This window comes from Paenibacillus sp. 8b26 (genome assembly GCF_050626875.1).
In the GTDB taxonomy this organism is placed as follows: domain Bacteria; phylum Bacillota; class Bacilli; order Paenibacillales; family Paenibacillaceae; genus Paenibacillus.
The window spans coordinates 5,440,693-5,464,447 of the sequence record NZ_CP192445.1; the positions used below are offsets into that span (position 1 = coordinate 5,440,693).

Below are 23,755 nucleotides of genomic sequence, written 5' to 3' on the forward strand. Positions count from 1 at the left end.
TATATCACTTATGCAAAAATAACCCCCGGTCTATGACCGAGGGTTATTTTTCAGCTTATTCTACGCCGTCCTGATAATGGTTCTTCCAGTGCTTGTCGCCTTTGTGAGAGAAATCTTCAACCGTCTTTTCCAGCGTGGCCACCAGTTGAGCTTTAATCTCGGAAATGGTATCTCGAAACAGTCTTTCTTCTGTGCCGTTAATTTTTTCACCATACAAAGCCTGAGCGGCTATAAATTGACGATGTTGCTCAACAAAACTGTCAATTGAATGCAGCGCATGCTCCACGTATTGTGAAATGCTGTGATGCTCGCTAGGCAGTTGCAATTTTAACTCCTGTACTCTGTTTAATAATGCCATGATGATCACCTCGTACGTTTTATTATGTCAATAATTATACATCATTTTCGGAAAAGTTTCATTAAATCTTGATTAAAATGTGATTTTTTTTATATCATAATTGTCATTTCAAATGGAGATGGGGCTGATTTCCGGAATAATTCCAATTTATCCTCAGATTATTATGTTTTAAAATTAAAATATTTATGATTAAGCTATATGCGGGGCATGTTGCGACAACAGTCTTTCTGGCATGTTATACTAGAGCAAAGCCCAGTCGGAAAGGTTGTCAGTGCGGTATGAAGCTTTTTAAAGGTTTATTTTGGGGAATATTGATCAGTCTTCTCCTGTGGTGTGCCTTCTTCGGGTTTGTCCGCTGGATATCTCATTGAGTCGGGTTATGTTATAGAAAAATAAAGTTCGGGGATTTCCTTGATTGAAGGTTATCCACTGGAATAGCTTGAAGGGAAGAGGGGAATTGAAGAAAAAGCTGTTAAGTTTTATAACTCTAGTGCTGCTAGCTGCTGGCGTGTATTGGTTTGAAGGTGGCAATCTTCTTACGAAAACGACAGGAGAGAACCCGCCTTCATCGGCTCAGGTTACGCTGCAATTTCCGTCAGGTCGTTATCCTGAAACGGCGCAGCATATCAAGGAAGCCATTCAGGCGGGGAAATCATCCATATGCACAATTGACCGCGAAGGAGCCGAGCAAAATCGCAAGCATTCGCTTGCAGGAGTTCCCACTCGTAAAGGATACGATCGTGACGAATGGCCGATGGCGATGTGCTCAGAAGGTGGCAAAGGTGCAAATGTCAAATACATAGCTCCTAAGGATAATCGTGGGGCAGGATCATGGGTCAGTCACCAATTGGATGAGTTTGAGGATGGAACTCGCGTAAAATTTGTCGTCAAATAATATGTTATGAGATCGTATCGTTACTTTTTTTTCCCCTTAGTAGGCTCCTGTTTGGCCCTAACCAGAGCCACAAAATTATTTCCCTTAGCAGGCTCCTGTTTGGCTCTAACCAATGCCAAAAAAGCAAAAAAATCACCTAGTGTAGTGAAGCCGGCACCTAAAATAGCCAGGTCTTCAGCGGATAGTTGATTGAACCATTCCATTTGCTTAGCATCAAACATTTTATCACCGCCAACCATTAATAATGTATAGTATGTACTGACGGCAACGAAGGTCAGGGCTCTGGCATACCATTTAAGTATGCCTGTTTTTTGTGCAGAGGATGTGTAGAACTCATGTTTAAATTTAATTTTTATACTAAAATTCTCTCGATCATTATCGTATTGCTTATACCTGTGCTAATCCTGTATGTCTATTCTAATCAGACAACGACAGGCGTGTTACGTGAGGAACTAAATCAGTCTAATTATAACCAGTTGACTTTTTTTCAAAATCAGGTGAATACGAATATTGAAATGATTTCCTCCTGGCCGCATCTGCTGATTCATGACCCTGATGTAGCCAGTTTTCAAGCGATTTTTTTAAAGGACAAGGTTCTCAATCTGGATGGCATTAACCTTGTCAAACGGATCCAAACCAAGCTCGGACTTCAGGAAAGCTCATCGAATTGGAGAACCGGTCTGAGTATTTATTCACCTTCGCTCGGACGTGTTGTATCAGAGAATGAAGCCATTTTTTATAATCAGAAAGAATTAAACCAATCGATTAAAAACGGCTGGCAGGTATCCAAAAAAAGAATGTACGGGAAGGATCAATTTATATTTTCAATGTATACACTATCCCCGTTTTCTTCACTTGTTAATCCGGAAACCGCTAACACGATTATTAAGGTTGAATTTGACAGCAGCAATATTCAGGACATGCTTGACCGCTTCAAAGGAGATGGACGAAAGGAACCTTTTTATTATAAAAAAGACGTAGGAGTGATTTATAATCGCACTGCAAATGAAGAGCTGTCAGACAAGCTGATTACGAAACTGGAGAAATTGGGACTGCATGAAGTTGATAATCTGACCGTGAAAATTGGAGAAGAGAGCTATCTTGTTCACGCCGTTCTTTCGCAAACGACGGGTTGGTATTTGATTGACTACATGCCTTTGTCCGATATGATGTCTCCGATTTACTCCTCTAATCGACTATTTTATATAACTGTTGCTGGCTCGCTACTGGTAGGCTTCATTGGTGCTTATCTTCTTTATTCACAGGTACAAGTGCCGATTCTCCAGCTTGTGCGGGCATTTCGGAGATTAAAGGATGGAGACTATGCTGTTCGATTGAGCCCTAGGGGAAGCCACGAGTTTGCTTTCTTGTCTCGTCAATTCAATCTGATGGTTGAACAGATTCAGGAGCTGTTTGAGAAGGTTTATGTTGAGAAACTGCATGTGAAGGAAGCGCGTCTAAAGCAGCTCCAGTCACAAATCAATCCACATTTTTTTTATAATTGTTTTTCCTTTATTACGAGCATGGCAAAGTTGCGCAATCATGAGGCGGTCGTGGCCATGGCTCATAATTTGTCCAAATATTATCGATATACGACAAGACAGGAACGGGATTTGGTTCCTTTATCGGATGAAGTCGAGTTTGTTCATTATTATTTAAAAATTCAGCAGATGCGTATGCCACGGTTAACGTTTTCAATTGTTATGTCCTCGCAAGCCAGCAGTTTGCTGATTCCGCCGCTTGTGGTGCAACCACTGGTGGAAAATGCGGTGCTGCACGGGATAGAACCTCAAGCGGAGGTTGGTATAATCCGTATTATGACTGAGCGTGTCGGCTCATATATGTGCTTGATTGTGGATGATAACGGACTTGGTTTGAGCGAGGAGGCTATAACATCCCTGACATTAGCACTTGACAAGCCTGTAGAAGAGAAAAGTGGCTACGGCTTATGGAATGTGCATCAACGAATGCGATTACATTTTGGGGAAGACGCAGGACTGGACTTCTCGTTGTCTCCAATGGGAGGATTGCGCGCGGTTTTAAAATGGCCGCTGTCAACAGCAGAAGAGCAGGAAAATGGCTTGATTGAGTCTTCGTCAAATTCGGATATTGTTAAATTGGAGGATTCTGATGGTTCAGATATTATTAGTAGATGATGAGAGCTATGTTACAGAAAGCATGGAGGCTACCATTCCGTGGGAGACGCTGGGCATCGAGAGGGTTCATCAAGCTGCTTCTGCACTAGCAGCAGTGGATGTGCTGGAAGCGTGCGATATTGATATTCTGGTTACGGATATTCGTATGCCCGGCATGTCGGGACTGGAGTTGATTGTTGAGGTAAACGAGCGATGGCCCCATATCCGATGCTTGCTACTAACAGGCTATGCCGATTTTGAATATGCTAAAAAAGCGCTCCAGCTTAAGGCTTTTGATTATATTTTAAAACCGGTGGATGATGAGGAGTTTATGAAATGTGTATCCGCTGCCATCGATTCGCTAAAGGAAGAATGGGAAGCTTTTAACAAGATTCATCAATTACAGTATAATCGCAGGACGGATTTCGGTGTGCTGCGCACCCACTTAATGCACGACTTGGTACTTGGACGTGATTTGTCTGTACAGATGATAGAGGACAAGTTATCCCAGTACGAAATCATGTTACGCACGGGACATCCTGCTGGTATGCTACTTATTCAGCTGGGCAAGCATTTTTCTGATATGGATTATCATTCTGTATCCTTAATCGAGTATGCGATTGGAAATATTGCTGAAGAAGTGTTCGCACCCGATTTTCACGTGTGGCACTGTAAAGCGCCACATGATTGCTTAATTGTATTAATAGAAGCAAATTCGAATAACAATCGGGAAAAGTATAGTATGCATCATGAAGAAGAATCAGATTATGCCCCAGAACAGCATGATATGAAGCGAATAACAGAAATTAGTATGAACGAGCATAGTAGTATTTTGCGGGCGACTATCGAAACCTTTCGAAAAAATGTGAGCAATTACTTGAAAGGGGAAATTTACGTCACGGTAACTGGTTGGTTTATGTTCCCGGAGGAGCTGCCTAAGGCATACCAGACAGCGATAAGATCCTTATACTGGAACCAACAAAAGGAGACGGATACGTTGCTATTTGTAGATGAGCAGCCAGAACAGCCGCACAGTTCAGCCAAGTTGCTGGAGGGACTATATGTACACCCAACGCTGACCCATCTTCTGGAGTCCAGACAATGGGAGGAGGCCGAAACGAAAATAAACCGTGTATTTGGGAAGATAGAAGAAGCGGGATATACCCGCGAACATTTATATGAGCTGTTTATCTCGGTTACGAGCGCCTTTATGTACACGGCACACAAGCAAGGGCGCTTCATTACGCAGATGGACCAAACGGGCTTCGACCCGTTGCATGCGCAGAAAATGGTTCAATCGTTCTCCAACCTTAAGGAATGGATATTTTCCATGATGAACAAGCTTAAATCGGAATGGTCTGCAAGTGAGCAAAGTGCCAAAAGCTACGTGGTCAAACAAGTTCAGGAGCTCATCTCCCAGGATAAAGGTCAGGAGCTGTCTGTTAAGACGATTGCCGATCAGGTTTATCTACATCCTGTCTATTTGTCGAAAATATATAAAGCTGAAACCGGAGAAGGTCTGGGAGATTATATGATCCGGATGAGAATGGAGCGGGCTCTTTATTTACTCAAGTATTCCAACAAAAAAATCTACGAGATTACAACCGAACTGGGCTATCAGAATCCCCAATATTTCAGTAAGATGTTCAAAAAGCATTACGGAATGACTCCGCATGAATTTCGGGACCAGTAAAGATGAGACCAAGAAGAGAATAGTAAAGATCAGTTGGGAAAGGTGCAGAAATATTTATTTTGTGACATAGGCTGCGTAGTAAAGCCCTCTTATAATAAAAGAGTAGAAAATGATTTTTTGAGGGGGAACAATATGCGAGTTCATTCGAAAAAAAAGCTGTTGTCGTTGCTCGCCGCAACTATGGTATTAGGAGTTGGCCTTGTGGGCTGCTCTGGTACGGGGAGTGGTGGAGATGCCAATAGCACGGCTAAAACTGAAAACGTATACAAAGAAAAATACAATCCGGAAGTCACAATTTCCACGGTATGGGGCGTAGATCCCGCCTTAAAATTTAAAAATGGCGAATCTATCGAAAATAACGTTGCGACAAAATGGGCTAAGGAGAAATTCGGTATTAATATAAAATCACTCTGGTCTGTCACGGATACGAATGGTGCATTTGCTACGAAGCTGCGTTTGGCTATGTCCTCCGGCCAGGAGATGCCAGACGTCGTTGTACTGGGGACAGAGAGTGAACAGCTGGCACAGGATATGATCGATTCGGGCATGTTTGCGGAAGTGGGTCCGTTGTTCGATAAGTATGCTTCGGATTCCTGGAAGCAAGCGATGAATCAGGATGTGAACGTATGGAATCAGTATAGCCGGGATGGCAAAAAAATGGGTATTCCTGTACTTGATTTCGCTTATAACCACGATTATATATTGTGGGTGCGACAAGATTGGCTGGACAAGCTGGGCATGAAGGCCCCTCAGACGATGGACGAGCTGGAAAAAGTGATGGATGCCTTTAAAAATAAAAATCCAGACGGACTGTCTCCAGACAAAGTTATTCCGCTCAGCATCGGTTTCAAAACGTCTATGAATACTTGGATGGGTGACCCGTCCTGGATTTTCGGGGCATACGGTACACTCCCGCAACAGTGGAACAAAGGCACGAACGGCAGTCTGGAATATGGCTCTGTACAGCCTGGTATGAAGCCGGGTCTGCAAAAGCTGAGTGAGTGGCTCAAAAAGGGATATATCCCCAAGGAAGCAGCATTGTGGGATGAAAATAAAACGTCAGAGCCTGCAGTTGCAGGAACAGCAGGTCTCATACCAGGTCCATACTGGATGGGCGGATGGCCTCTCTATGATACAGTCAAAAACGCGCCAAGCGCCGTATGGAAGCCGATCAAGATTCCAGTGGGGCCTGATAACAAAACCATGCGCCATGGGACTCAATACACCAATGGTGTCGTACTGATCAATAAGCAAATGCAGCATCCTGAAGCTTTTTTCACTTATCAAAATTACTTGTTTGATCACTATGCAAATTCTCAACCAGATGGGGATTTGTCGAATGGGCTGTTTAAGGGCTACGACTATGATTTGGATGCGAACGGAAAGCTGTTGCCTAACGACAAAATACCAGGTGGTTATGTGAACTCTATTCGTTATTTGCTGGTTCGTGATGGTGCACGTGTACCTGATGCCCAAATGAAGGCTTTGTTAAGCTTGGCTAACGGCAAAGAAGCGGAAACCCGTCTGGAGAAGGATGTATTGATTAACTACGGAAAAGGTACTCCTGCGGCTGCCAAGGTGCTGATGGAACAGAAGGACATCTCCATGAAGGATCAGTTCACGGGCCCTACTACGCCAACTATGAAGGCCAAAAAGGACTATCTAGACAAGATTGAAAACCAAACCTTCAATGAAATTATTTATGGAAAACAGCCAATTTCGGCCTTTGATACCTTCGTACAGACGTGGAAGAATGCCGGAGGCGAACAAATTACAAAAGAAGTTAACGAATGGTATAAGAGCGTTGAAAAGTAAAAACAGTTAAAAACTGATAGACAGGCTGTCCCGAACGGGCAGCCTTTTTAATACAAACCATCAGATTCGATTGGAAATAAATGTTCTATTATTGTGTTTGCGAGATAGACTTTCATTCGCATGGCGAGATTGAAAAATGATTGCTTTTGTGCCATGTATATTGGTTTTTTGAACTGTTGGGATCGTAGGAACGCTTCTATAATTGAAGTATACCATGAGAGTTACAGGAGGAACTGCAATGAGAAGTCTGCAACGTACGTGGCCATTTCATATCATGCTGCTGCCAGCCATCATTTTTTTAATTGTATTCAGCTACATTCCAATGGGCGGCATCGTGATGGCCTTTCAAAACTACAAACCTTGGTTGGGTATAACCGGCTCCGAGTGGGTTGGACTGGATAATTTCCGCTTCTTGTTCCAACGGGAGGACAGTCTTCAAGTCGTCTGGAATACGCTAATTATCGCGGTACTAAAGATGTTTTTCAATCTGCTGATTCCGTTTGTTTTCGCTATTCTGCTGAATGAAATTCGCAAGGTCGCACTTCAGCGCTCCATTCAGACGCTGGTTTACCTGCCACACTTTCTGTCGTGGGTAATCTTGGGCGGAATTCTGGTTGACCTGTTGGCTACAGATGGTTTTATGAACCGCATTCTTGGGAATTTTGGGATCCAGCCCATCTTTTTTTTGGGAGACAATAACTGGTTTCGCTTTACGGTTATTGCATCAGATATATGGAAGGAGTTTGGCTACAACACGATCGTGTTTCTCGCCGCACTGGCTGGGATCAATCCTTCGTTGTATGAAGCAGCAGAGATGGACGGGGCAAGCCGCTGGAGACAGACGCTGCACATTACTGTACCATCACTGATTCCGATGGTGGTGGTTGTGGGTACACTTGCACTCGGCAATGTTCTGAATGCCGGCTTCGATCAGATTTTCAACCTTTACAACCCACTTGTATACCAAAAAGGCGATATTATTGATACGTTCGTTTATCGGACAGCGCTAATTAACGGAGAGATGGGCTTTGCTACCGCTATCGGATTGTTTAAATCTGTTATCAGTATGATTCTCATTCTGATTTCCTATCGACTTGCATACAAATGGGCAGGCTACCGCATATTTTGATTCCACAAGGCTGAAAGAGGGAGAGTCATGTATCATAAAACAACTGGATACCGCATCTTTAATGTGTTTAATATTTGCTTGCTTGTATTTTTATCCATCATGTGTATCGTTCCGCTAATTCATGTATTGGCGGTATCATTTAGCGCCAAATCAGCAGCAGACGCCAATCTGGTTGGACTGTGGCCGGTGCAATTTTCATTAGAAGCCTACAAAAAGACGATGAATAATCCTATTTTTCTGCACTCTATCTGGATTTCTGTTCTTCGGACCGTGCTGGGAACTGGCTTAACGCTGCTGATTACCTTCTTGGCTGCTTATCCACTTTCAAAAGAGACATCTGTATTCAGAAGCCGAAACGTCTATTCATGGCTGTTCGTATTCAGTATGATTTTTAACGGCGGTTTGGTTCCATTCTATATGGTTATTCAAAAGATTCATCTCATGGACAGCTTTTGGGTACTTGTTTTGCCGGGAGCGGTCAATACATTTTTGGTAATCCTCATGTTGAACTTTTTTAGAGGAATACCCAAAGAGATGGAGGAGGCCGCGCTGATTGACGGGGCAGGCCATTTTCGGACTTTGTTTAGTATATTTTTGCCGATATCCATGCCATCTATTGCGACGATTGCGTTGTTTAGTATGGTATTTCACTGGAACTCATGGTTTGATGGCCTGCTCTATCTGAGCAATGCTAAGGATTATCCATTGGCGACATTCCTGCAAACGGTAATCATTCAGAAGGACATGAGCTCCATGAGTATGAGTCCCAAAGAGATGGAATTACTTTCACAAACGACAGTGAATGCAGCACAAATTTTTATTGGTGCAGCGCCTATTCTTATTGTGTATCCATTTTTACAAAAGTTTTTTGTTAAAGGTATGACGCTCGGCTCTGTCAAAGAGTAAACCATATTGATTTAAAGGAGATGATTTACAGTGTCACATCAAAACATAATCAAATACCCACCAATCAGTGAGCGAGTTCCACGTATGCTGCATGGAGCGGATTATAACCCGGAGCAATGGCAGCATTATCCCGAGGTGCTAAAAGAGGATATCCGGTTAATGAAACTGGCTAAATGTAACATGATGTCTGTCGGCATATTCTCATGGGTTTCATTGGAGCCTGAGGAAGGTGTATTTACGTTTGAATGGCTGGACCGTATCCTGGATTCGTTTGCCGAGAACGGAATATATGCGTTTTTAGCTACTCCTAGTGGAGCTAGACCTGCCTGGATGTCACAAAAATATACAGAGGTGCTACGTGTGGAGGCTAACCGTGTTCGCAACCTGCACGGGGTCCGCCATAACCACTGTTCTACGTCGCCTGTATACCGAGAAAAAGTAGGCATCATGAATACAAAGCTGGCCGAGCGCTATGCGAATCATCCGGCTGTCATTGGTTGGCATATTTCCAATGAATTTGGTGGAGATTGCCACTGTGATTATTGTCAGGAGGCATTTCGTACCTGGGTGAAGGATAAATACGGCACGCTGGATAAGCTTAATCACGCATGGTGGACGACCTTTTGGAGTCATACGGTTACGGATTGGAGCCAAATCGAATCTCCGGCCCCTCACGGTGAAACGCAGGTCCATGCTATGAATTTGGACTGGAGACGCTTTGTGACTGATCAGACCGCAGATTTTATCAAACATGAGATTATACCGCTCAAGGCTGCAAACCCGGCGCTTCCAGTCACCACAAATCTGATGGAGTTTTTTGAAGGATTGAATTACTGGAAGTTTGCTGATCTGCTCGATGTTGTATCCTGGGACAGCTATCCAACGTGGCATGACCGTGGGGGAGATGATAGCCGTCAGGCAGCCAAAGTCGCCATGATGCATGATATTATCCGTTCAATCAAGGGCGGGAAGCCTTGGATGCTGATGGAGAGTACGCCAAGCTTGACGAACTGGCAAGAGGTTAGCAAGCTGAAGCGGCCGGGAATGCATCTGCTATCGTCTTTACAGGCTGTGGCACATGGGTCAGATACAGTGCAGTATTTCCAGTGGCGGAAAAGCCGCGGTTCGAGTGAAAAATTGCATGGTGCAGTCGTCGATCATGTGGGGCATGAGCATACTCGGGTGTTCGGGGATGTGACAAATGTGGGCAACGCGCTAGAAAAACTGGAGGAGGTTATCGGCACATCTGTACCAGCAGAGGCGGCAGTTATTTTTGACTGGGAGAATCGCTGGGCGGTCAACGACTCACAAGGGCCACGCAATAAAGGTTTAAAATATGAGGAGACGGCCCAGGCACATTATTTGGCACTATGGGAGCAGGGCGTGCCTGTAGATGTCATTCATATGGATGCAGATTTCTCCAAGTATAAACTTTTGGTAGCCCCGATGTTGTATATGGTCCGCAGTGGTGTGGGGGAGCGTATACAGAAGTTTGTTGAAAGCGGTGGCATTTTTGTAGCAACCTATTGGTCAGGTATCGTGGATGAACATGATTTGTGCTTTCTTGGAGGCTTTCCTGGGCCGCTTCGTAAGACGCTTGGGATCTGGTCGGAAGAGATTGACGGGCTGCATGATCACGACCGTAATCATATTTTGCCAGTTGAAGGCAATGAGTTGGATCTGCACGGTGAGTATGAGGCTGTGGAATTGTGCGATCTCATTCATACGGAAGGTGCAGAGGTACTGGCTGTATACGGTTCAGACTTTTATGCAGGACGCCCAGCCTTGACGGTGAACCGCTTGGGACAGGGAAAAGCTTATTACATCGCTTCACGCAACACGGGATCGTTCAACAGTCATTTTTACAGAAGTTTGATTGATGGCGCAGGAATTAGTAAAGCACTCGATGTTCAATTGCCGCATGGAGTGAATACGGCGATTCGTACCGATGGAGTTCATGATTATATTTTCATACTGAATTTCACTCATGAGCCGCAAGAGATTAGGCTAGATGGACGAATTTATGCGGATATGCTCGAAAATCATGTGGTGGAAGACGGCAAGGTTCGATTGGATGCCTATGCTGTTAAGGTACTAAAGACAGAACGGGGTAAATCGGAAAGAGTATAGAGTGTGATGGCTGACGTTTTCCCGAATGAGGGATCTGGTAGATTTGTCAGAGGCAATGAGGAGTACACAATTCAGATGGGGGATGACTTATGAAAACAAGTAAACGGACTATGGTATTTGCGATGTTGATCTTGTTATCCAGCTTTTTGTATCCATTTGGCTCTGTGGGAGGTGGTGCGGCTTCGGCCGCCCCTGCTTTTGCCAAAGGAGCAGATATAAGCTGGGTAGCAGGAATGGAAGCGCAAGGTATGAACTGGAAGGATAAAAAGGGTGTCCGTCGGGATGTACTGCAAATTTTGCGGGATGATTATCAGATCAACTCGGTGCGTATCCGGGTTTGGGTGAATCCTGACATGAAGGATTATGCAAGCGGATACATGAATGCCGAAAAGGCAGCAGAACTGGCGCAACGAGCTAAAAAATTGGGCATGAGCGTTATGTTAACCCTGCATTATAGCGATTCCTGGGCAGATCCCGGACAGCAGAATAAGCCTTATGCATGGCGCAATTTTACATTTACACAGCTCATGGATGCGGTTTGGTCCCATACAGTCTATGTTATGAATACAATGAAAAGCAAGGGTGTGACACCGGACTGGGTGCAAATCGGCAATGAGACGAACAACGGAATGCTCTGGGATGACGGCAAAGCCTCGGTGAATATGAAAAACTATGCGTGGCTCGTCAATACGGGAAATAACGCTGTAAAATCGGTAAGCAGTAGTACCAAGACAATCGTACATTTAGCTAACGGGGATAACAGTTCCGTTTTAAACTGGAATATTGGTGGACTGATTGAAAATGGAGCTCAGTTCGACCTCATTGGGCTGTCTCTATATCCGTCTCCTTCTGACTGGCAGGGCAAGGTGGATCAGACGATTACCAATGCCAATAACCTTATTGCAAAATACGGTAAAGGCATTGTCATCAGTGAAATCGGAATGGAATATAATGAACCTGCAACTTCCAAGGCATTTATTGCCGATATCAAAACGAAGGTTCGTAGTATCGCGGGCGGCAAAGGCTTGGGGGTATTTTATTGGGAACCGGCTGCAACCCCAGGTTATAATCAGGGTTATAACAAAGGTGCTTGGCAGGCTGACGGTAAGCCGACCTCAGCGCTGGAAGGCTTTATAAACTAGAGTACGTACGAGTATGCCAAAGAACCTCTAATCCGCACAATGTGCAGAATAGAGGTTCTTTGTTTTCGTTGGCTTATTTAAGGTAGATTGTTAGGATTTCCGGTTTACCTTGAAGAATGAAATAAGCTCTTCCAACTCCCCGGACATCAATGTAAGCTTGTCGGAAGCTTTGACGATAGAAGCCATCGACTCAGCCTGTTCTCCAATGGTATGCTCAATCTGTTTGCTGCTGTCTGCCGTTTTGCTTACCGTGGATGACAGCTCGTCAGAGGTTGCTGACATTTCCTGCGTACTGGCTGAAATCTGCTCCGTCGCACTGGATACCTCCTGAATTTGTGACGATACTTTATTAGCCGCATGTAAAATTTCAGAGAACATTTCGCCTGTCTGCTTCGTAACTTCCAGTCCGATGTGAACTTCTTTTGTACCTAGACTCATGCCTTTAACGGTTTGTTCAATTTCCTTTTGAATTTCTTCAATAAGCTCTGCAATTTGTTTGGCGGACTCTTGAGATTGCTCAGCCAAATTACGCACTTCTCCCGCTACTACTGCAAAACCCTTGCCTTCTTCACCGACTCTGGCAGCTTCAATAGAAGCGTTCAGTGCAAGCAGGTTAGTTTGGCTGGCAATGCCTGTAATGATGCTTACGATATTACTGATTTCGTTAGATCGGTTTTGTAGCGCATTAACGGAATCAACTGTACTTTCTATTGTAGTGGAGATAGAATCCATTTGAGTTGATAGCTTTTGGGCTACCTGATTGCCTTCAACCGAACGTTTTTCCATGGAATAAGCTTGATCTGCTACGGAGGAGGAACTTTCAGCAATGGTTTGGATAACCGTAGACATTTCATTCATAGCTCTGGAGCTTTCAAGTGCTGCGTGATCCTGAGCTTCAAGTCCCTGGGTTATTTCCTGAATATTGCTGTTAATAACATTCGTATTGTTACTATTCTGTTCGCTAATGCTTAGCAGTTCCTGAGCCGATTCCGTAACTTCTTGCGTCGTATCTTGTACTTTTACCATCGTATCGTTAATACGTTTGATCATGGTATTAAACTTTTGGTTGATAATGCCAAGGTCATCCTGACCTGTTTTGATGCTAACATTCAGATTGCCCTCGCTTACTTCCTCGATGCCCTTCATCAAGCTGCGAATCGGGGAAAGGGTACGTTTTACAAGCAAATATTGAATGGTTAAGAAAATAGCAAGGAACAGAATGAGCAGGGATACACCGTATAAAAGCAGTTTTTGAAGTCCGGCAGGTACCGAGCTTGCGTCTACGTCAAAGTAGATGGAGCTCGTAATTTTACCGCTTGCATCTGTAATGGGATAAACAATGGTAGTCCATGTGCCATAATCGTCGGTGTAAAAGCTGCTCAACGCCGATTCTTTCGATTTTAGCATTTCATTTACGGCCTTTACGTTTGCGGTAGGAAGAGCATACATATCCCCTATGTTCATTTTGGAATCTTGGAATGGTTGAACTAGATTTGTGGGAACGCCAATAATGGAGGTTTGGTCTCCTTCTTTTAACTCTGTACCAAATATGTAAGCTTGGGCAACGTTAGGATAAAACGTGTGAATGGAGTCGAGAAATTTGCGTAAATCTTGCTGAACAGTGCCATTATAATCTTTTTCGGTCAAGGCTTGCTCTACTTTCGTTTTATCGACATCATTTGCCCATTTTTTGGTTAACACCTTAACCTGGTCTTGCAGCTGTGTGGTGAGAATATTCTTTTGAAGTATGTAGCTGGATGTGATGAGAATCGCACCGATCAATACGATGTTAATGAATGAAATCAATAAATTTTTACCAAAAAAGGACATAGTGCTCCACTTCAAGTTTTTCACGTGCTTCTTCTCCTTTAAGTTAAAATATATTTTTAATATACAACCTATCCCTTATATATTTCGTCAATTTGCTTTCTAAATGTTAGGTATTTATTAAATTTGGAGAATATCGGTTGCATATTGGTGAGATATAGTGACAAAAACCGACAAAGAATCTTGTCACTTTCATATGGTAAAAATAGGACTTAGAGGAGAAAAGAAGATGAAAAGTTACAGAATAACAAGCGGTGGTTTCACAACGAAATAACGTTGTGAAACCACCGCTTGTCGGCATGACTATATTATTTTATTGTTTGGACAATATTTAAAAAATAAGATATTAGGGAACAAACAAGCACCCTAAGATCATGTATAGGTCTGCATCACATCGAGGATTCTAAAATTCCTGTTACTTATATAAGAAGTGAAATGAGCAGGGGGAGTGAAATAAGCGACAATACTGAGCTAATGACAAAAGCAGATGCGGCTTCCGTTTCCAGCGTTTCAAAACGGGAAGCAATCATAGCGGCAACCGCCGAACCGGGAAAAGCGACAAGCAGTACGGCTTTGGTTACATCTTCATGGGATAGTCCTACGAGTACAGCGATACCTAGCATGACGATAGGCATAACGATGGCTTTCAGTACAGCAATGCTAAGTGCTTTAGGACTGAACGTTATCTTTTTAATACCGATCGTTACCCCGATGGCAAACAGGGCTGTGCCGGAAGTGATATTGCCGAGTTGATCAAACATGGATTGTAGCAGCTTCGGAGCTTGGAATCCGCATAGAGTAAGCACGACACCGATCAGCGGTACGCAGGCAAGTGGCTCGCTTAGTCCGTGAAGGACTGATTTCATGGTGACTTTAAACAAGTTGCCTTTAGCATCCGCTTCTGTTGTTTTGCGCTGACCGACCGTTCCTAAAATACTTGCAAGTGGATCAAGAATCGCATTAACGACGATGCCAGTGATCGCAATCGGGATGGCGACAGCCGCGCTCCCGAACAAGCTGCCCAGAACCGGGATTCCCATAAACGCAAAAGAAGGCTGAGTTGAATTCAAAGCGAACATGGAGGATTCGGTCAGAGCTTTTTTGGCGATTAAGCGATATCCTACGAGCAATACGATATAAAAGCCGATAACCCCAAGAAGCAGGGCGACCAGAAAAGGCCATTTTTGAATCAATGTTTCCCTTGGTGTCGTCGTAATACCAATAAATAAGTGTGCAGGTAACGCAAATTTGGTTACCAGTGTATTCAGTCCTTTGGAAGAAGCAGGATTAAATGCTTTGAACAAACCTGCAAAATAACCAATTAAAATGACAAAGAAAATAGGAATTAAAATGATAAAAATATGACCCGTAGCCATAATGTCGCCTCCAATGAAGATGTCCGCCAAATGGCTGGCGGACATCGGGTAATCAATAATTACTTTGCTTGTATGCAAATACAACCTGACGTTGTTCGCTAATCTTAAACCAGGACAGTTTCTTTGCCATTCTGTTTGATCGGTCTATACTTGCAGTCCCACATTGCATCCCGAACCGCTTGGCGGATATCATCGGGCTGGTGACGTGCTACGCCGTCCTGAACCGCAGCCTCTGCAACTGCTACAGCTACAGCTTCAGACACTTCACGCAGCTCGCTGATTTTTGGCAGCAGGGAAGCACCAGGCTGCGACAAATCAACCATTTGAGCTACTGCATGGGCAGCTGCTGCAAACATGCTATCTGTTATAATTTTGGATTTTACCACGATTGCGCCAAGACCAAGACCCGGGAACACGAAAGCATTGTTGGATTGCCCAATTTCAAACTTAATATTGTTATAGATCACCGGCTCAAAAGGACTTCCTGTTGCAATGAGGGCTTTTCCTTCGGTCCAGTGGATCAAATCTTGCGGAGTTGCTTCTGCCAGTGGAGTCGGGTTGGACATAGGCATAATAATAGGACGTTCTGTATGCTTGGCCATTTCTTTAACGATTTCCTCACTAAATGCCCCAGTAACACCGGAAGTACCGATCATAATCGTCGGTTTCACGCGGCAAATGACTTCAAGCAAAGGGATTTTGCCATCCTCAGCATGTTCCCAGTCACGGCATTCTGCAACATCACGAACATAAGGGACCTGGAATGGAAAAAGTCCTTCTGTTTCGTTGGTAAGCAGTCCACGGTAATCATAAGCCCAGAAGTTACGTCTTGCTTCTGCTTCTGACAGTCCTTCCAGCATCATGGCGGCGCTAATTTGGTCTGCATTGCCGATTCCAGCAGCACCTGGACCAAAGACTAGAACCCGATGCTTGCTCAGTGGGATTCCGGACAATTGAACACCAGACATCACACCTGCGAGCGTAACCGCTCCAGTACCTTGAATATCGTCATTAAATGTCAAAATACTATTTCCGTATTTATTGATAATGTTCCGTGCGTTGACATTGCCCAGATCTTCCCAGTGCAGCAGGGCATTCGGGAAAAAGGAAAGTGCAGCTTGAACATAAGTGTCAATAAATTGGTCATATTGTTCTCCACGTACACGTTTATGACGATTCCCCATATATAAAGGATCTTCCAATAGCTTCTCGTTGTTTGTACCTGCATCAAGAACAACTGCCAGCACCCGGCTAGGATCTATACCAGCAGCAGCTGTATACACAGCAAGCTTACCAATAGAGATATTAATACCTCCGACTCCCCAGTCCCCAATTCCTAAAATACTCTCGGAATCTGTGGCTACGATCAGGTCGATATCATCAGGGTCTAGGTTCAAATTCTTAAAAGCCTCTTCAATACCCGCAAGATTATCAATAGATAAATACATACCACCGGGCTTGTGATATTCATGACTATATTCCTGTATAGCCTGGCCGACTGTTGGTGTATAAACAATCGGGAGCATTTCGCTTAGGTGCTCAGAGAGCAAACGATAATAAAGGACGGTATTCCGATTAAAAAGATCATTTAACGCAACGTTTTTACGTAAATTATCCGGTTGGCTCTGAAATTGCTCGTAAACCCGTTGAACCTGCTCCTCAATAGTTAATATCGTAGGAGGAAGGAGACCGTCAAGTCCAAGCTGTTTCCGTTCTTCCAGGGTAAAAGCCACTCCTTTATTCAGCAGTGGGTTGGCAAGTAGATCTTTTCCGGTTAATTTGGTTTCGATAGATCCGTCTTCCGTAAAATGAAAAGCACGCATTTCCAATTCCTTCTTTCTAGAAAATTACATTTAGTTAATCCTTGAACAATTCGTGAACAAGTATACGCCTTATTTTAAACCAAGTGAACAAGTATGTTGTGTGAAAAATGGTTATATAAGTGTTTACATAAGAAAAATTATGAAAATGAAAGCGATTTTTAATGTTTTTCGAATGAAAATTTCATTTAATTTTCATGATATTTTCGGAAAATCTTGATTAAATATGATGATTATCATAGTTTTTTGAGGTGTGGTTCGATTAAGTGTGCATGAAAAATAGCTTAAACTTCATTTTATATAAACGAATTATATAAACGAAGTTAAGCTATTTTTTTGGCTATGGGGATGGTTGAGGATCAAAATTCAATGCTTCGCAGCTTTATGTTTAATGAACATCAGGTATTTAATTCTCCGATGCGATTGACGGCTTCATCAGTACCTGTAGCAGAGCGTCGCATCCAGCTGTTACGCCATTTCAATTGCATTATGATGACGAGGATAAAGGCGCAGAAAGTGATCAGGCTCAGACAGATGAAGCCCGGCATATAGGAATCCGTTGATTTGTACAGATGTCCGAGGATAAGGGGAAGAAAGTATCCGCCTATGCCACCAGCAGCGCCGACAATGCCGGTCATGAGCCCGATTTCGTTGCCGAACCGCTGCGGCACGAGTTGGAATACGGAGCCGTTGCCTGCGCCAAGACACATCATGCCTAAGAACAGCAGCACGACTACCACGGCAAGTGGCGGTAAAAACGCAATGCCGGCGAGCATAATCCCGGCTCCGGCATACAAGTACATTAACATGCGTGAACCACCGATCCGATCAGACAAAAAGCCACCCACAGGACGAAAGAAGCTCCCGGCAATCACACAAACGGTCGCAAAATCGGCAGCATGTACCGCGGAGAGGCCATATTGGGTATTGAAGAAAATGGTCAAATAATTAGAAAGCCCAACGAATCCGCCGAACGTCACGCAGTAAAAGGCACAGAACACCCAGGCATCCCCTTGTTTGAGCACCGAAGCATATTGCGACAGACTTTTTGGTGCTGGGCGGTGAGGGCTGTTGCGGGCAAAAAGACTGAATAGAATGAAGACGATGAGGATCGGAATGATGGCCAATCCGAAAACGGCCTCCCAACTACCGAAATATTGGGCGATGCGGTTGGCAAACAAGGTGGCGAGAACGGTACCGCTATTGCCAGCACCGGCAATTCCCATAGCCAAGCCTTGATGCTCTTTCGGATACCATTGACCAGCCAACGGCAGCGCAGCTGCAAATGAGGCTCCGGCTACCCCCAGCAGGAGGGCGACAAGGTACAACTGCTCCAGCGAATCAACCCACAGCCAGCCGAGCAGGAGAGGGATTATTGTTACAAGCATACCGATCTGCCCGGTGAGCTTTGGACCGATATAATCCGACATGAAGCCGAGTACGAGTCGCAGCAGGGAACCGCCGAGTACCGGCAGAGCGACAAGGTTGGCTTTTTGTACAGGGTCCATTGGATAGTCATTAGCAATTACAACGGCCAATGGTCCGATCATTCCCCATATCATAAAGCTGATATCAAAATACAGAAAGGAGCCAAATAGGGTGGGCTTGTGTCCGCTTTGCCAGAAACTTTTTTTGTTCATTCTCCATCTCTCCTGTTCCTATTTTTGTTCTTTGTCCGCAAAATGTAATTTGAACGTGAAAAAGCCGCGAATCTCCCCTGCCTGGTGTCTGGGGACGATTTGCGGCTTCATTGCCGTAACTGACACACCACATTGTGCGTCAACTTGATACGATCACGTTCGAGTGATTTTAATCCAGATTATAAAAAACGATGCGACAAATGTCAATATACATAACATAAAAAATAAAAAAAAGACAATAATGCAGATTTTATGTATTGAATATTGACATGACATTCACAATTCATTAATCTTAGGTACATATCGGCACAACGGTGTGCCGACATTTGCGGCAACGGTGCCCTTTTCCTATGAATGGAGAAGGGCTTTTTCTGTCTTATTTTATTCGGAGAATGGGGCTGGTTTAATATGATGAAAAGACTGGTCGTCGTCGGCAACGGTATGGCAGGTATCAAATGTGTGGAGGAAATACTCAATCTGGAGCCAGAGCGGTTCCAAATCACGATATTTGGTGCAGAGCCACATCCGGGGTACAACCGAGTGCTCCTGTCCAAAATGCTACAGGGTGAAAATTCATTCAAACATATTATTACCCATAACTGGGATTGGTATGAAGAGAACGGAGTAAGGCTGTGCGCTGGCGAACGTGTCTGTCGCATTGATATTGCAGCCAGTATGGTGGAAACGGAATCGGGCATTAAAGAACCGTACGACATTCTCATACTGGCAACTGGTTCATTGCCTTTCATACCTCCCATTCCCGGAGCTCGGAAACAGGGAGTCATCGCTTTTCGTGATGTGGGGGACTGTGAAACAATGGCTGAATATGCCAAAACGTACGGGAAGGCCACAGTCATTGGAGGGGGGCTGTTGGGTCTTGAAGCCGCTCAAGGCCTGCTGAATCTCGGAATGGAAGCCGAAGTTGTCCATAATGCCCAGTATCTTATGAACCGTCAGCTTGACCGGACGGCGGCTGTGCTTTTGCAACGGAAGCTGGAGCAACAGGGAATGCGGTTTCATTTGGCAAAGGAAACAGTCAACATTATGGGTCGGAACAGGGCGCAGGGACTGATGTTTGCGGACGGAAAGAGACTACAAACGGATTTGATTGTGCTGGCGGTTGGCATCCGGCCGAATACCGAATTAGTGCAGGACAGCGGTCTGACAGTCAACCGTGCCATTGTCGTGGATGATTATATGCGCACAAGTATTCCCGGTATTTACGCAGTCGGCGAATGCGCTGAGCATCGGGGGATTTCATATGGGCTGGTGGCGCCGCTATATGAGCAGGGTAAAGTGTTGGCAAAAGTCATTTGTGGCCGTGAAACGGCTCCCTATGAAGGGTCGGTTCCGTATGCGCAGCTTAAGGTTGCGGGGATCCATGTGTTTTCAGCAGGAGACATTCGCGAAGAGGGAAACGAGACAGCGGTGATGGAATATGACGGTATGCGGGGGATTTACAAAAAAGTGATGATGCGTAATGGCGCAGTCACCGGCGCTATTTTGTTCGGAAATACGGCGGAAAGTACCTCGCTGCTTGGAATGGTGCGGCGCGGCGCACCGACTGCAGAGCTTACTTCACAAGATAGAGGTGTGAGCAGAGCGGAGGAAGCGGCCGCCGCTCTGCCGGAAGAGGAGACGGTATGTGCGTGCAACAGCGTGAGCAAGGGGACTATTTTGCGAGCGATCACTACAGATAAGCTAAAGACGGTGGAAGAGGTGAGGAGCCGGACAAAAGCATCCGGTTCCTGTGGGGGCTGTCGACCGCTGGTGGCTGCACTGGTCAAAAATGCTTTGTCCCGATCGGCAGTTTCCGGAGCTTTAGTTACTCCGACCGCCCAAGAAGTTGTTCCTGTGTGCGGATGTACGCATTACGATCATGATTCGCTTAAAACAGCTATGGTGGACGCAGCCTGTCGGACTCCGGCGGAAGTCGTGTCCCGTCTCGGCTGGACCAGACAGCAGGGGTGTGAATTATGCCGTCCGGCTGTACTTTATTACTTGGAATCTCTCGGTTTGCGCGACAGATCTGCAACAAATCTATTAGGGGCTGGCGTTGCGGTTCAGGTTACACCGCAGTGTGGAGGAGAAGCGCCCTCTGCGGGTCTGCGTTTTATGGGCCTGAATGCCGAGAATCAGACACTTTCTGAGCCAATCCTGATGCGCGGCGAGGCTTTGGTAGAAGTAGCCTGGATGAGAGAACGGTTGTCGGCTGTCTGGGGAAGCCGCGCGTTGCCGTCGCCGATTGCAGTTGCAGTTTGCCCGGGACCGGAGTATCCCGGAGGTGTGCTTGTCCACGACATGGGGCTATCCCGATCGCCAGCAGGCTGGGAGGTTTATGCTGGTGGTCATGCGGAGCATCCGGTTCGCCAGGGACGGCTGCTTGGAGTGGAGGAGGACCCGGAAGAAGCGGTCTTAATGGCTACTGCTTGCTTGCAAATATATTGGCATAACGCACGATATGGGGAAAAAATGTGGGAGTGGATTGAACGGACTGACGTTTTGGTGCTGCGGGAAGGCGTACTCGACGCAGCTCTTCGAAGTGGACTGGCGGGCAGCCTGCGCGACTACAATGCGGACAGGGTAACTGGTTAAGCAGGAATTGTAGCGATTCGTGCGTGTGCAGACAATAAAGTTATGAAGAATGGAGAGGGGAGACTTTATGTGTCAGTCAGGAGAAGGCAAACCGGAAGCTGGGCTACACGCACCGGCAGTTATGGATACACAGTGCCCGTTTTGTAGCGTGCAATGTAAGATGACCGTTAGTACGTGTACGGAGACACTCGCGGGTATCATCCGTACAGTGTATAAGGCGGAAGGGAAACCTAATGCAGCCTCGCAGGGTAGGCTGTGCATTAAGGGAATGAATGCGCATCAGCATGCGACTCATGCGGAAAGGCTGGTACAGCCCCTCATGCGCAAAGCGGGCATACTTGTGCCAGTCACGTGGGAAGAGGCGATGGATACTGTAGCTAGCAGTTTCTCTTCGCTACTGTCTACGCAGGGTCCCGATGCAATCGGCATTTACGGCGGAGGTTCGCTATCGAATGAAACGGCTTATTTACTCGGTAAATTTGCCAGAGTGGCTGTAGGTACGCGCTATATCGATTATAACGGGCGCTTCTGCATGTCGGCTGCGGCATCCGCTGGCAGCAAGGTGTTTGGCGTTGACCGCGGACTGACCTGCAGGCTGGCTGATATTCCGTTAGCTCGTTGTATTGTGCTCGCAGGTACGAATATCGCTGAATGCCAGCCGACGTTAATGCCTTATTTTCACCAGGCGAAGGAAAACGGCGCGTTTGTCATCGTAATTGACCCGCGCGCGACACCAACGGCGGCTGCTGCCGATCTGCACCTGCAAATCAAGCCAGGTACGGATGCTGTGCTGGCCAATGCCATGCTAAAGGTCATCGTGGATGAAGGATTTGCGAATGAAGAGTTTATCCGCAAGCGGACTAACGGGTTCGATCAGCTGTTGACTCATTTGAATGATGTGGATCTGAACGAATCGGCTGCGCTGTGCGGAATTGATCTGGATATGATCCAAAAGGCTGCACGCGCCTTTGGCAGTGTAGGCACCGGCATCGTTTTTACGGCCAGGGGCGTCGAGCAGCAGACAGATGGACATATGGCGGTGCGTGCATTTCTTAATCTGGTGCTGGCCACCGGCAAAATTGGAAGGGAAGGATGCGGTTACGGGGCCATCACGGGCCAGGGTAACGGGCAAGGGGGACGAGAGCATGGCCAAAAGGCTGACCAGCTCCCTGGCTACAGATCGATTGAGAATGAAGAAGATCGAGTCTATGTGGCATCCGTGTGGGGAGTTGAACCAGGTAGTTTGCCGGGAAAAGGAGTGTCGGCCTATGAAATGATGGAGCTTGTTCATCAGAGAGAAATTCAAGCTCTGTTCGTGATGGGATCCAATCCTGTCGTATCTAATCCGAATGTCCGACTGGTGGAGGAAGGACTGAAAAAGCTGAATCTGTTGGTTGTGGCGGATATGTTCCTTACTGAAACAGCGCAGATGGCCGACATTGTCTTGCCTGTAACATCTTATCTGGAGAATACGGGGACGATGACCAATCTGGAGGGCCGTGTTCTGTTGCGGGAAGCGGCGCGGCCCGCACCGGGCGAGGCTAGAGATGACTGGAGTATTTTATGTCAAATGGCTGCGAGGCTGGACAAGGGGAGCTACTTCTCGTACAAAGATGCCGAGCATATCTTTGAAGAACTGCGATTTGCCAGCCGGGGCGGTCCTGCCGATTATTACGGGATCACGTACAGCAGGTTGCGTCGTGAGGAAGGGGTATATTGGCCATGTCCCTCTCCGGACGAAGCGGGTATGGATACGATGTTTCGGGAAAGCTTTGCCCATTCCGATCAAAAGGCTGTTTTTACGGTGGTTGAAAGCCGTGAAGCAGGAGAGGATACGTCAGAGGAATACCCGCTTATTTTGACGAACGGACGCGTGCTGGCTCACTATTTGACAGGCGTACAAACGCGCAGAAGTCCGTCGCTGACTGCGCGCGAGATTGAAAACTTTGTGGAAATTCATCCACGTACAGCGCGGCGCTGGCATATCAGGGACGGGGAGTGGGTAGAAATCACCTCACAGCGCGGAAGCTTCACGGTGCGCAGCCGAATCAGGCCACATATCCGTGAAGACACGCTCTTCGTACCCATGCATTGGGGCGGGGCGCAAAATGTAAACCGGGCGACCCGAGCAGACCTTGATCCGTTCTGCCGAATGCCCGGCTTTAAAACGGCTGCTGTACGCATCCGTCCTCTCCACCTGGCTGTAGAATCGATCAGTGCAGATAGTGGTGAATGGTTTTAGTTCTACAGCATTCCTTTTTCTTTGCATAAAAGGCCAGCCCCTGATATGAGTG

16 protein-coding genes are annotated in these 23,755 nt (G+C 45.8%); 10 read left to right on the top strand and 6 right to left on the bottom strand.

Translation table 11 applies throughout. The features are described 5' to 3' along the window. Window positions 1-55 precede the first annotated feature (55 nt). Complete coding sequence (locus ACQ4MX_RS25290) at window positions 56-358, bottom strand: hypothetical protein (RefSeq protein ID WP_025683436.1); 303 nt, start codon at window positions 356-358, stop codon at window positions 56-58. A 457-nt stretch (window positions 359-815) separates the two neighbouring features. Here ACQ4MX_RS25290 and ACQ4MX_RS25295 point away from each other — a divergent pair, with 457 nt between their 5' ends. Further along, window positions 816-1,253 carry a NucA/NucB deoxyribonuclease domain-containing protein gene (locus tag ACQ4MX_RS25295; RefSeq protein ID WP_431087936.1) on the top strand — a complete coding sequence of 146 codons (438 nt, stop codon included), beginning with the start codon at window positions 816-818 and terminating at the stop codon, window positions 1,251-1,253. 20 nt (window positions 1,254-1,273) lie between these two features. Here ACQ4MX_RS25295 and ACQ4MX_RS25300 read toward each other — a convergent pair whose 3' ends face one another. Continuing rightward, window positions 1,274-1,474, bottom strand: coding sequence for a hypothetical protein (locus ACQ4MX_RS25300; RefSeq protein ID WP_431087937.1), 201 nt, complete (start codon window positions 1,472-1,474; stop codon window positions 1,274-1,276). Between the two features lie 114 nt (window positions 1,475-1,588). On the opposite strand from ACQ4MX_RS25300, the gene ACQ4MX_RS25305 reads away from it, so the two are divergent. The 7 genes from ACQ4MX_RS25305 to ACQ4MX_RS25335 all read left to right on the top strand — a co-directional run bounded on the left by ACQ4MX_RS25305 (window position 1,589) and on the right by ACQ4MX_RS25335 (window position 12,203). After that, entirely contained in the window at window positions 1,589-3,409 is a 1,821-nt protein-coding gene (locus ACQ4MX_RS25305; RefSeq protein WP_431087938.1) for a sensor histidine kinase, read from the top strand. Continuing rightward, window positions 3,384-5,081, top strand: coding sequence for a response regulator transcription factor (locus tag ACQ4MX_RS25310; protein ID WP_431087940.1), 1,698 nt, complete (start codon window positions 3,384-3,386; stop codon window positions 5,079-5,081). Before ACQ4MX_RS25305 ends, ACQ4MX_RS25310 begins: the two co-directional genes overlap by 26 nt. A 132-nt stretch (window positions 5,082-5,213) precedes the next feature. Continuing rightward, the gene (locus tag ACQ4MX_RS25315) at window positions 5,214-6,896 is read left to right on the top strand and encodes a sugar ABC transporter (protein ID WP_431087941.1); all 1,683 of its coding nucleotides are present in this window, start codon (window positions 5,214-5,216) and stop codon (window positions 6,894-6,896) included. Window positions 6,897-7,134: 238 nt separating this feature from the next. Further along, window positions 7,135-8,025, top strand: coding sequence for an ABC transporter permease (locus ACQ4MX_RS25320; RefSeq protein WP_431087944.1), 891 nt, complete (start codon window positions 7,135-7,137; stop codon window positions 8,023-8,025). 27 nt (window positions 8,026-8,052) lie between these two features. Continuing rightward, entirely contained in the window at window positions 8,053-8,931 is an 879-nt protein-coding gene (locus ACQ4MX_RS25325; protein ID WP_431087945.1) for a carbohydrate ABC transporter permease, read from the top strand. Window positions 8,932-9,015: 84 nt separating this feature from the next. Then, window positions 9,016-11,061: a beta-galactosidase gene (locus ACQ4MX_RS25330; RefSeq protein WP_431091409.1), complete on the top strand. Its 2,046-nt coding sequence runs from the start codon at window positions 9,016-9,018 to the stop codon at window positions 11,059-11,061. Window positions 11,062-11,150: 89 nt separating this feature from the next. Beyond that, complete coding sequence (locus tag ACQ4MX_RS25335; RefSeq protein WP_431087947.1) at window positions 11,151-12,203, top strand: glycoside hydrolase family 53 protein; 1,053 nt, start codon at window positions 11,151-11,153, stop codon at window positions 12,201-12,203. 90 nt (window positions 12,204-12,293) lie between these two features. On the opposite strand, the gene ACQ4MX_RS25340 is transcribed toward ACQ4MX_RS25335, so the two are convergent. From ACQ4MX_RS25340 to ACQ4MX_RS25355, 4 genes are all read right to left on the bottom strand, one after another. Then, window positions 12,294-14,057 (bottom strand): methyl-accepting chemotaxis protein, encoded by a 1,764-nt coding sequence (locus ACQ4MX_RS25340; RefSeq protein WP_431087950.1) that lies wholly within the window; start codon window positions 14,055-14,057, stop codon window positions 12,294-12,296. A gap of 392 nt (window positions 14,058-14,449) precedes the next feature. Continuing rightward, a complete protein-coding gene (locus tag ACQ4MX_RS25345) occupies window positions 14,450-15,406 on the bottom strand; it encodes an AEC family transporter (RefSeq protein ID WP_431087952.1) in 957 nt (318 codons plus the stop codon). 104 nt (window positions 15,407-15,510) lie between these two features. Then, complete coding sequence (locus ACQ4MX_RS25350) at window positions 15,511-17,229, bottom strand: NAD-dependent malic enzyme (protein ID WP_431087955.1); 1,719 nt, start codon at window positions 17,227-17,229, stop codon at window positions 15,511-15,513. 395 nt (window positions 17,230-17,624) lie between these two features. Next, window positions 17,625-18,866: a nitrate/nitrite transporter gene (locus tag ACQ4MX_RS25355; RefSeq protein WP_431087956.1), complete on the bottom strand. Its 1,242-nt coding sequence runs from the start codon at window positions 18,864-18,866 to the stop codon at window positions 17,625-17,627. Between the two features lie 408 nt (window positions 18,867-19,274). On the opposite strand from ACQ4MX_RS25355, the gene nirB reads away from it, so the two are divergent. Both nirB and nasC read left to right on the top strand, forming a co-directional pair. Next, on the top strand, window positions 19,275-21,461 hold the full coding sequence (gene nirB, locus ACQ4MX_RS25360; protein WP_431087957.1) for a nitrite reductase large subunit NirB: 2,187 nt from the start codon (window positions 19,275-19,277) through the stop codon (window positions 21,459-21,461). 67 nt (window positions 21,462-21,528) lie between these two features. Next, window positions 21,529-23,703 (top strand): assimilatory nitrate reductase catalytic subunit NasC, encoded by a 2,175-nt coding sequence (gene nasC, locus ACQ4MX_RS25365; protein ID WP_431087959.1) that lies wholly within the window; start codon window positions 21,529-21,531, stop codon window positions 23,701-23,703. The last annotated feature ends 52 nt before the right edge of the window (window positions 23,704-23,755 follow it).

Excerpts from the sequence above, each read along its gene's own strand:
- ACQ4MX_RS25330 (WP_431091409.1), top strand. The coding sequence starts at position 9,016 with ATGCTGCATGGAGCGGATTATAACCCGGAGCAATGGCAGCATTATCCC.
- nirB (WP_431087957.1), top strand. The coding sequence starts at position 19,275 with ATGATGAAAAGACTGGTCGTCGTCGGCAACGGTATGGCAGGTATCAAA.
- nasC (WP_431087959.1), top strand. The coding sequence starts at position 21,529 with ATGTGTCAGTCAGGAGAAGGCAAACCGGAAGCTGGGCTACACGCACCG.
- ACQ4MX_RS25320 (WP_431087944.1), top strand. The coding sequence starts at position 7,135 with ATGAGAAGTCTGCAACGTACGTGGCCATTTCATATCATGCTGCTGCCA.
- ACQ4MX_RS25310 (WP_431087940.1), top strand. The coding sequence starts at position 3,384 with ATGGTTCAGATATTATTAGTAGATGATGAGAGCTATGTTACAGAAAGC.
- ACQ4MX_RS25350 (WP_431087955.1), bottom strand. The coding sequence starts at position 17,229 with ATGCGTGCTTTTCATTTTACGGAAGACGGATCTATCGAAACCAAATTA.
- ACQ4MX_RS25335 (WP_431087947.1), top strand. The coding sequence starts at position 11,151 with ATGAAAACAAGTAAACGGACTATGGTATTTGCGATGTTGATCTTGTTA.
- ACQ4MX_RS25290 (WP_025683436.1), bottom strand. The coding sequence starts at position 358 with ATGGCATTATTAAACAGAGTACAGGAGTTAAAATTGCAACTGCCTAGC.
- ACQ4MX_RS25325 (WP_431087945.1), top strand. The coding sequence starts at position 8,053 with ATGTATCATAAAACAACTGGATACCGCATCTTTAATGTGTTTAATATT.
- ACQ4MX_RS25315 (WP_431087941.1), top strand. The coding sequence starts at position 5,214 with ATGCGAGTTCATTCGAAAAAAAAGCTGTTGTCGTTGCTCGCCGCAACT.
- ACQ4MX_RS25345 (WP_431087952.1), bottom strand. The coding sequence starts at position 15,406 with ATGGCTACGGGTCATATTTTTATCATTTTAATTCCTATTTTCTTTGTC.
- ACQ4MX_RS25305 (WP_431087938.1), top strand. The coding sequence starts at position 1,589 with ATGTTTAAATTTAATTTTTATACTAAAATTCTCTCGATCATTATCGTA.
- ACQ4MX_RS25300 (WP_431087937.1), bottom strand. The coding sequence starts at position 1,474 with ATGTTTGATGCTAAGCAAATGGAATGGTTCAATCAACTATCCGCTGAA.
- ACQ4MX_RS25355 (WP_431087956.1), bottom strand. The coding sequence starts at position 18,866 with ATGAACAAAAAAAGTTTCTGGCAAAGCGGACACAAGCCCACCCTATTT.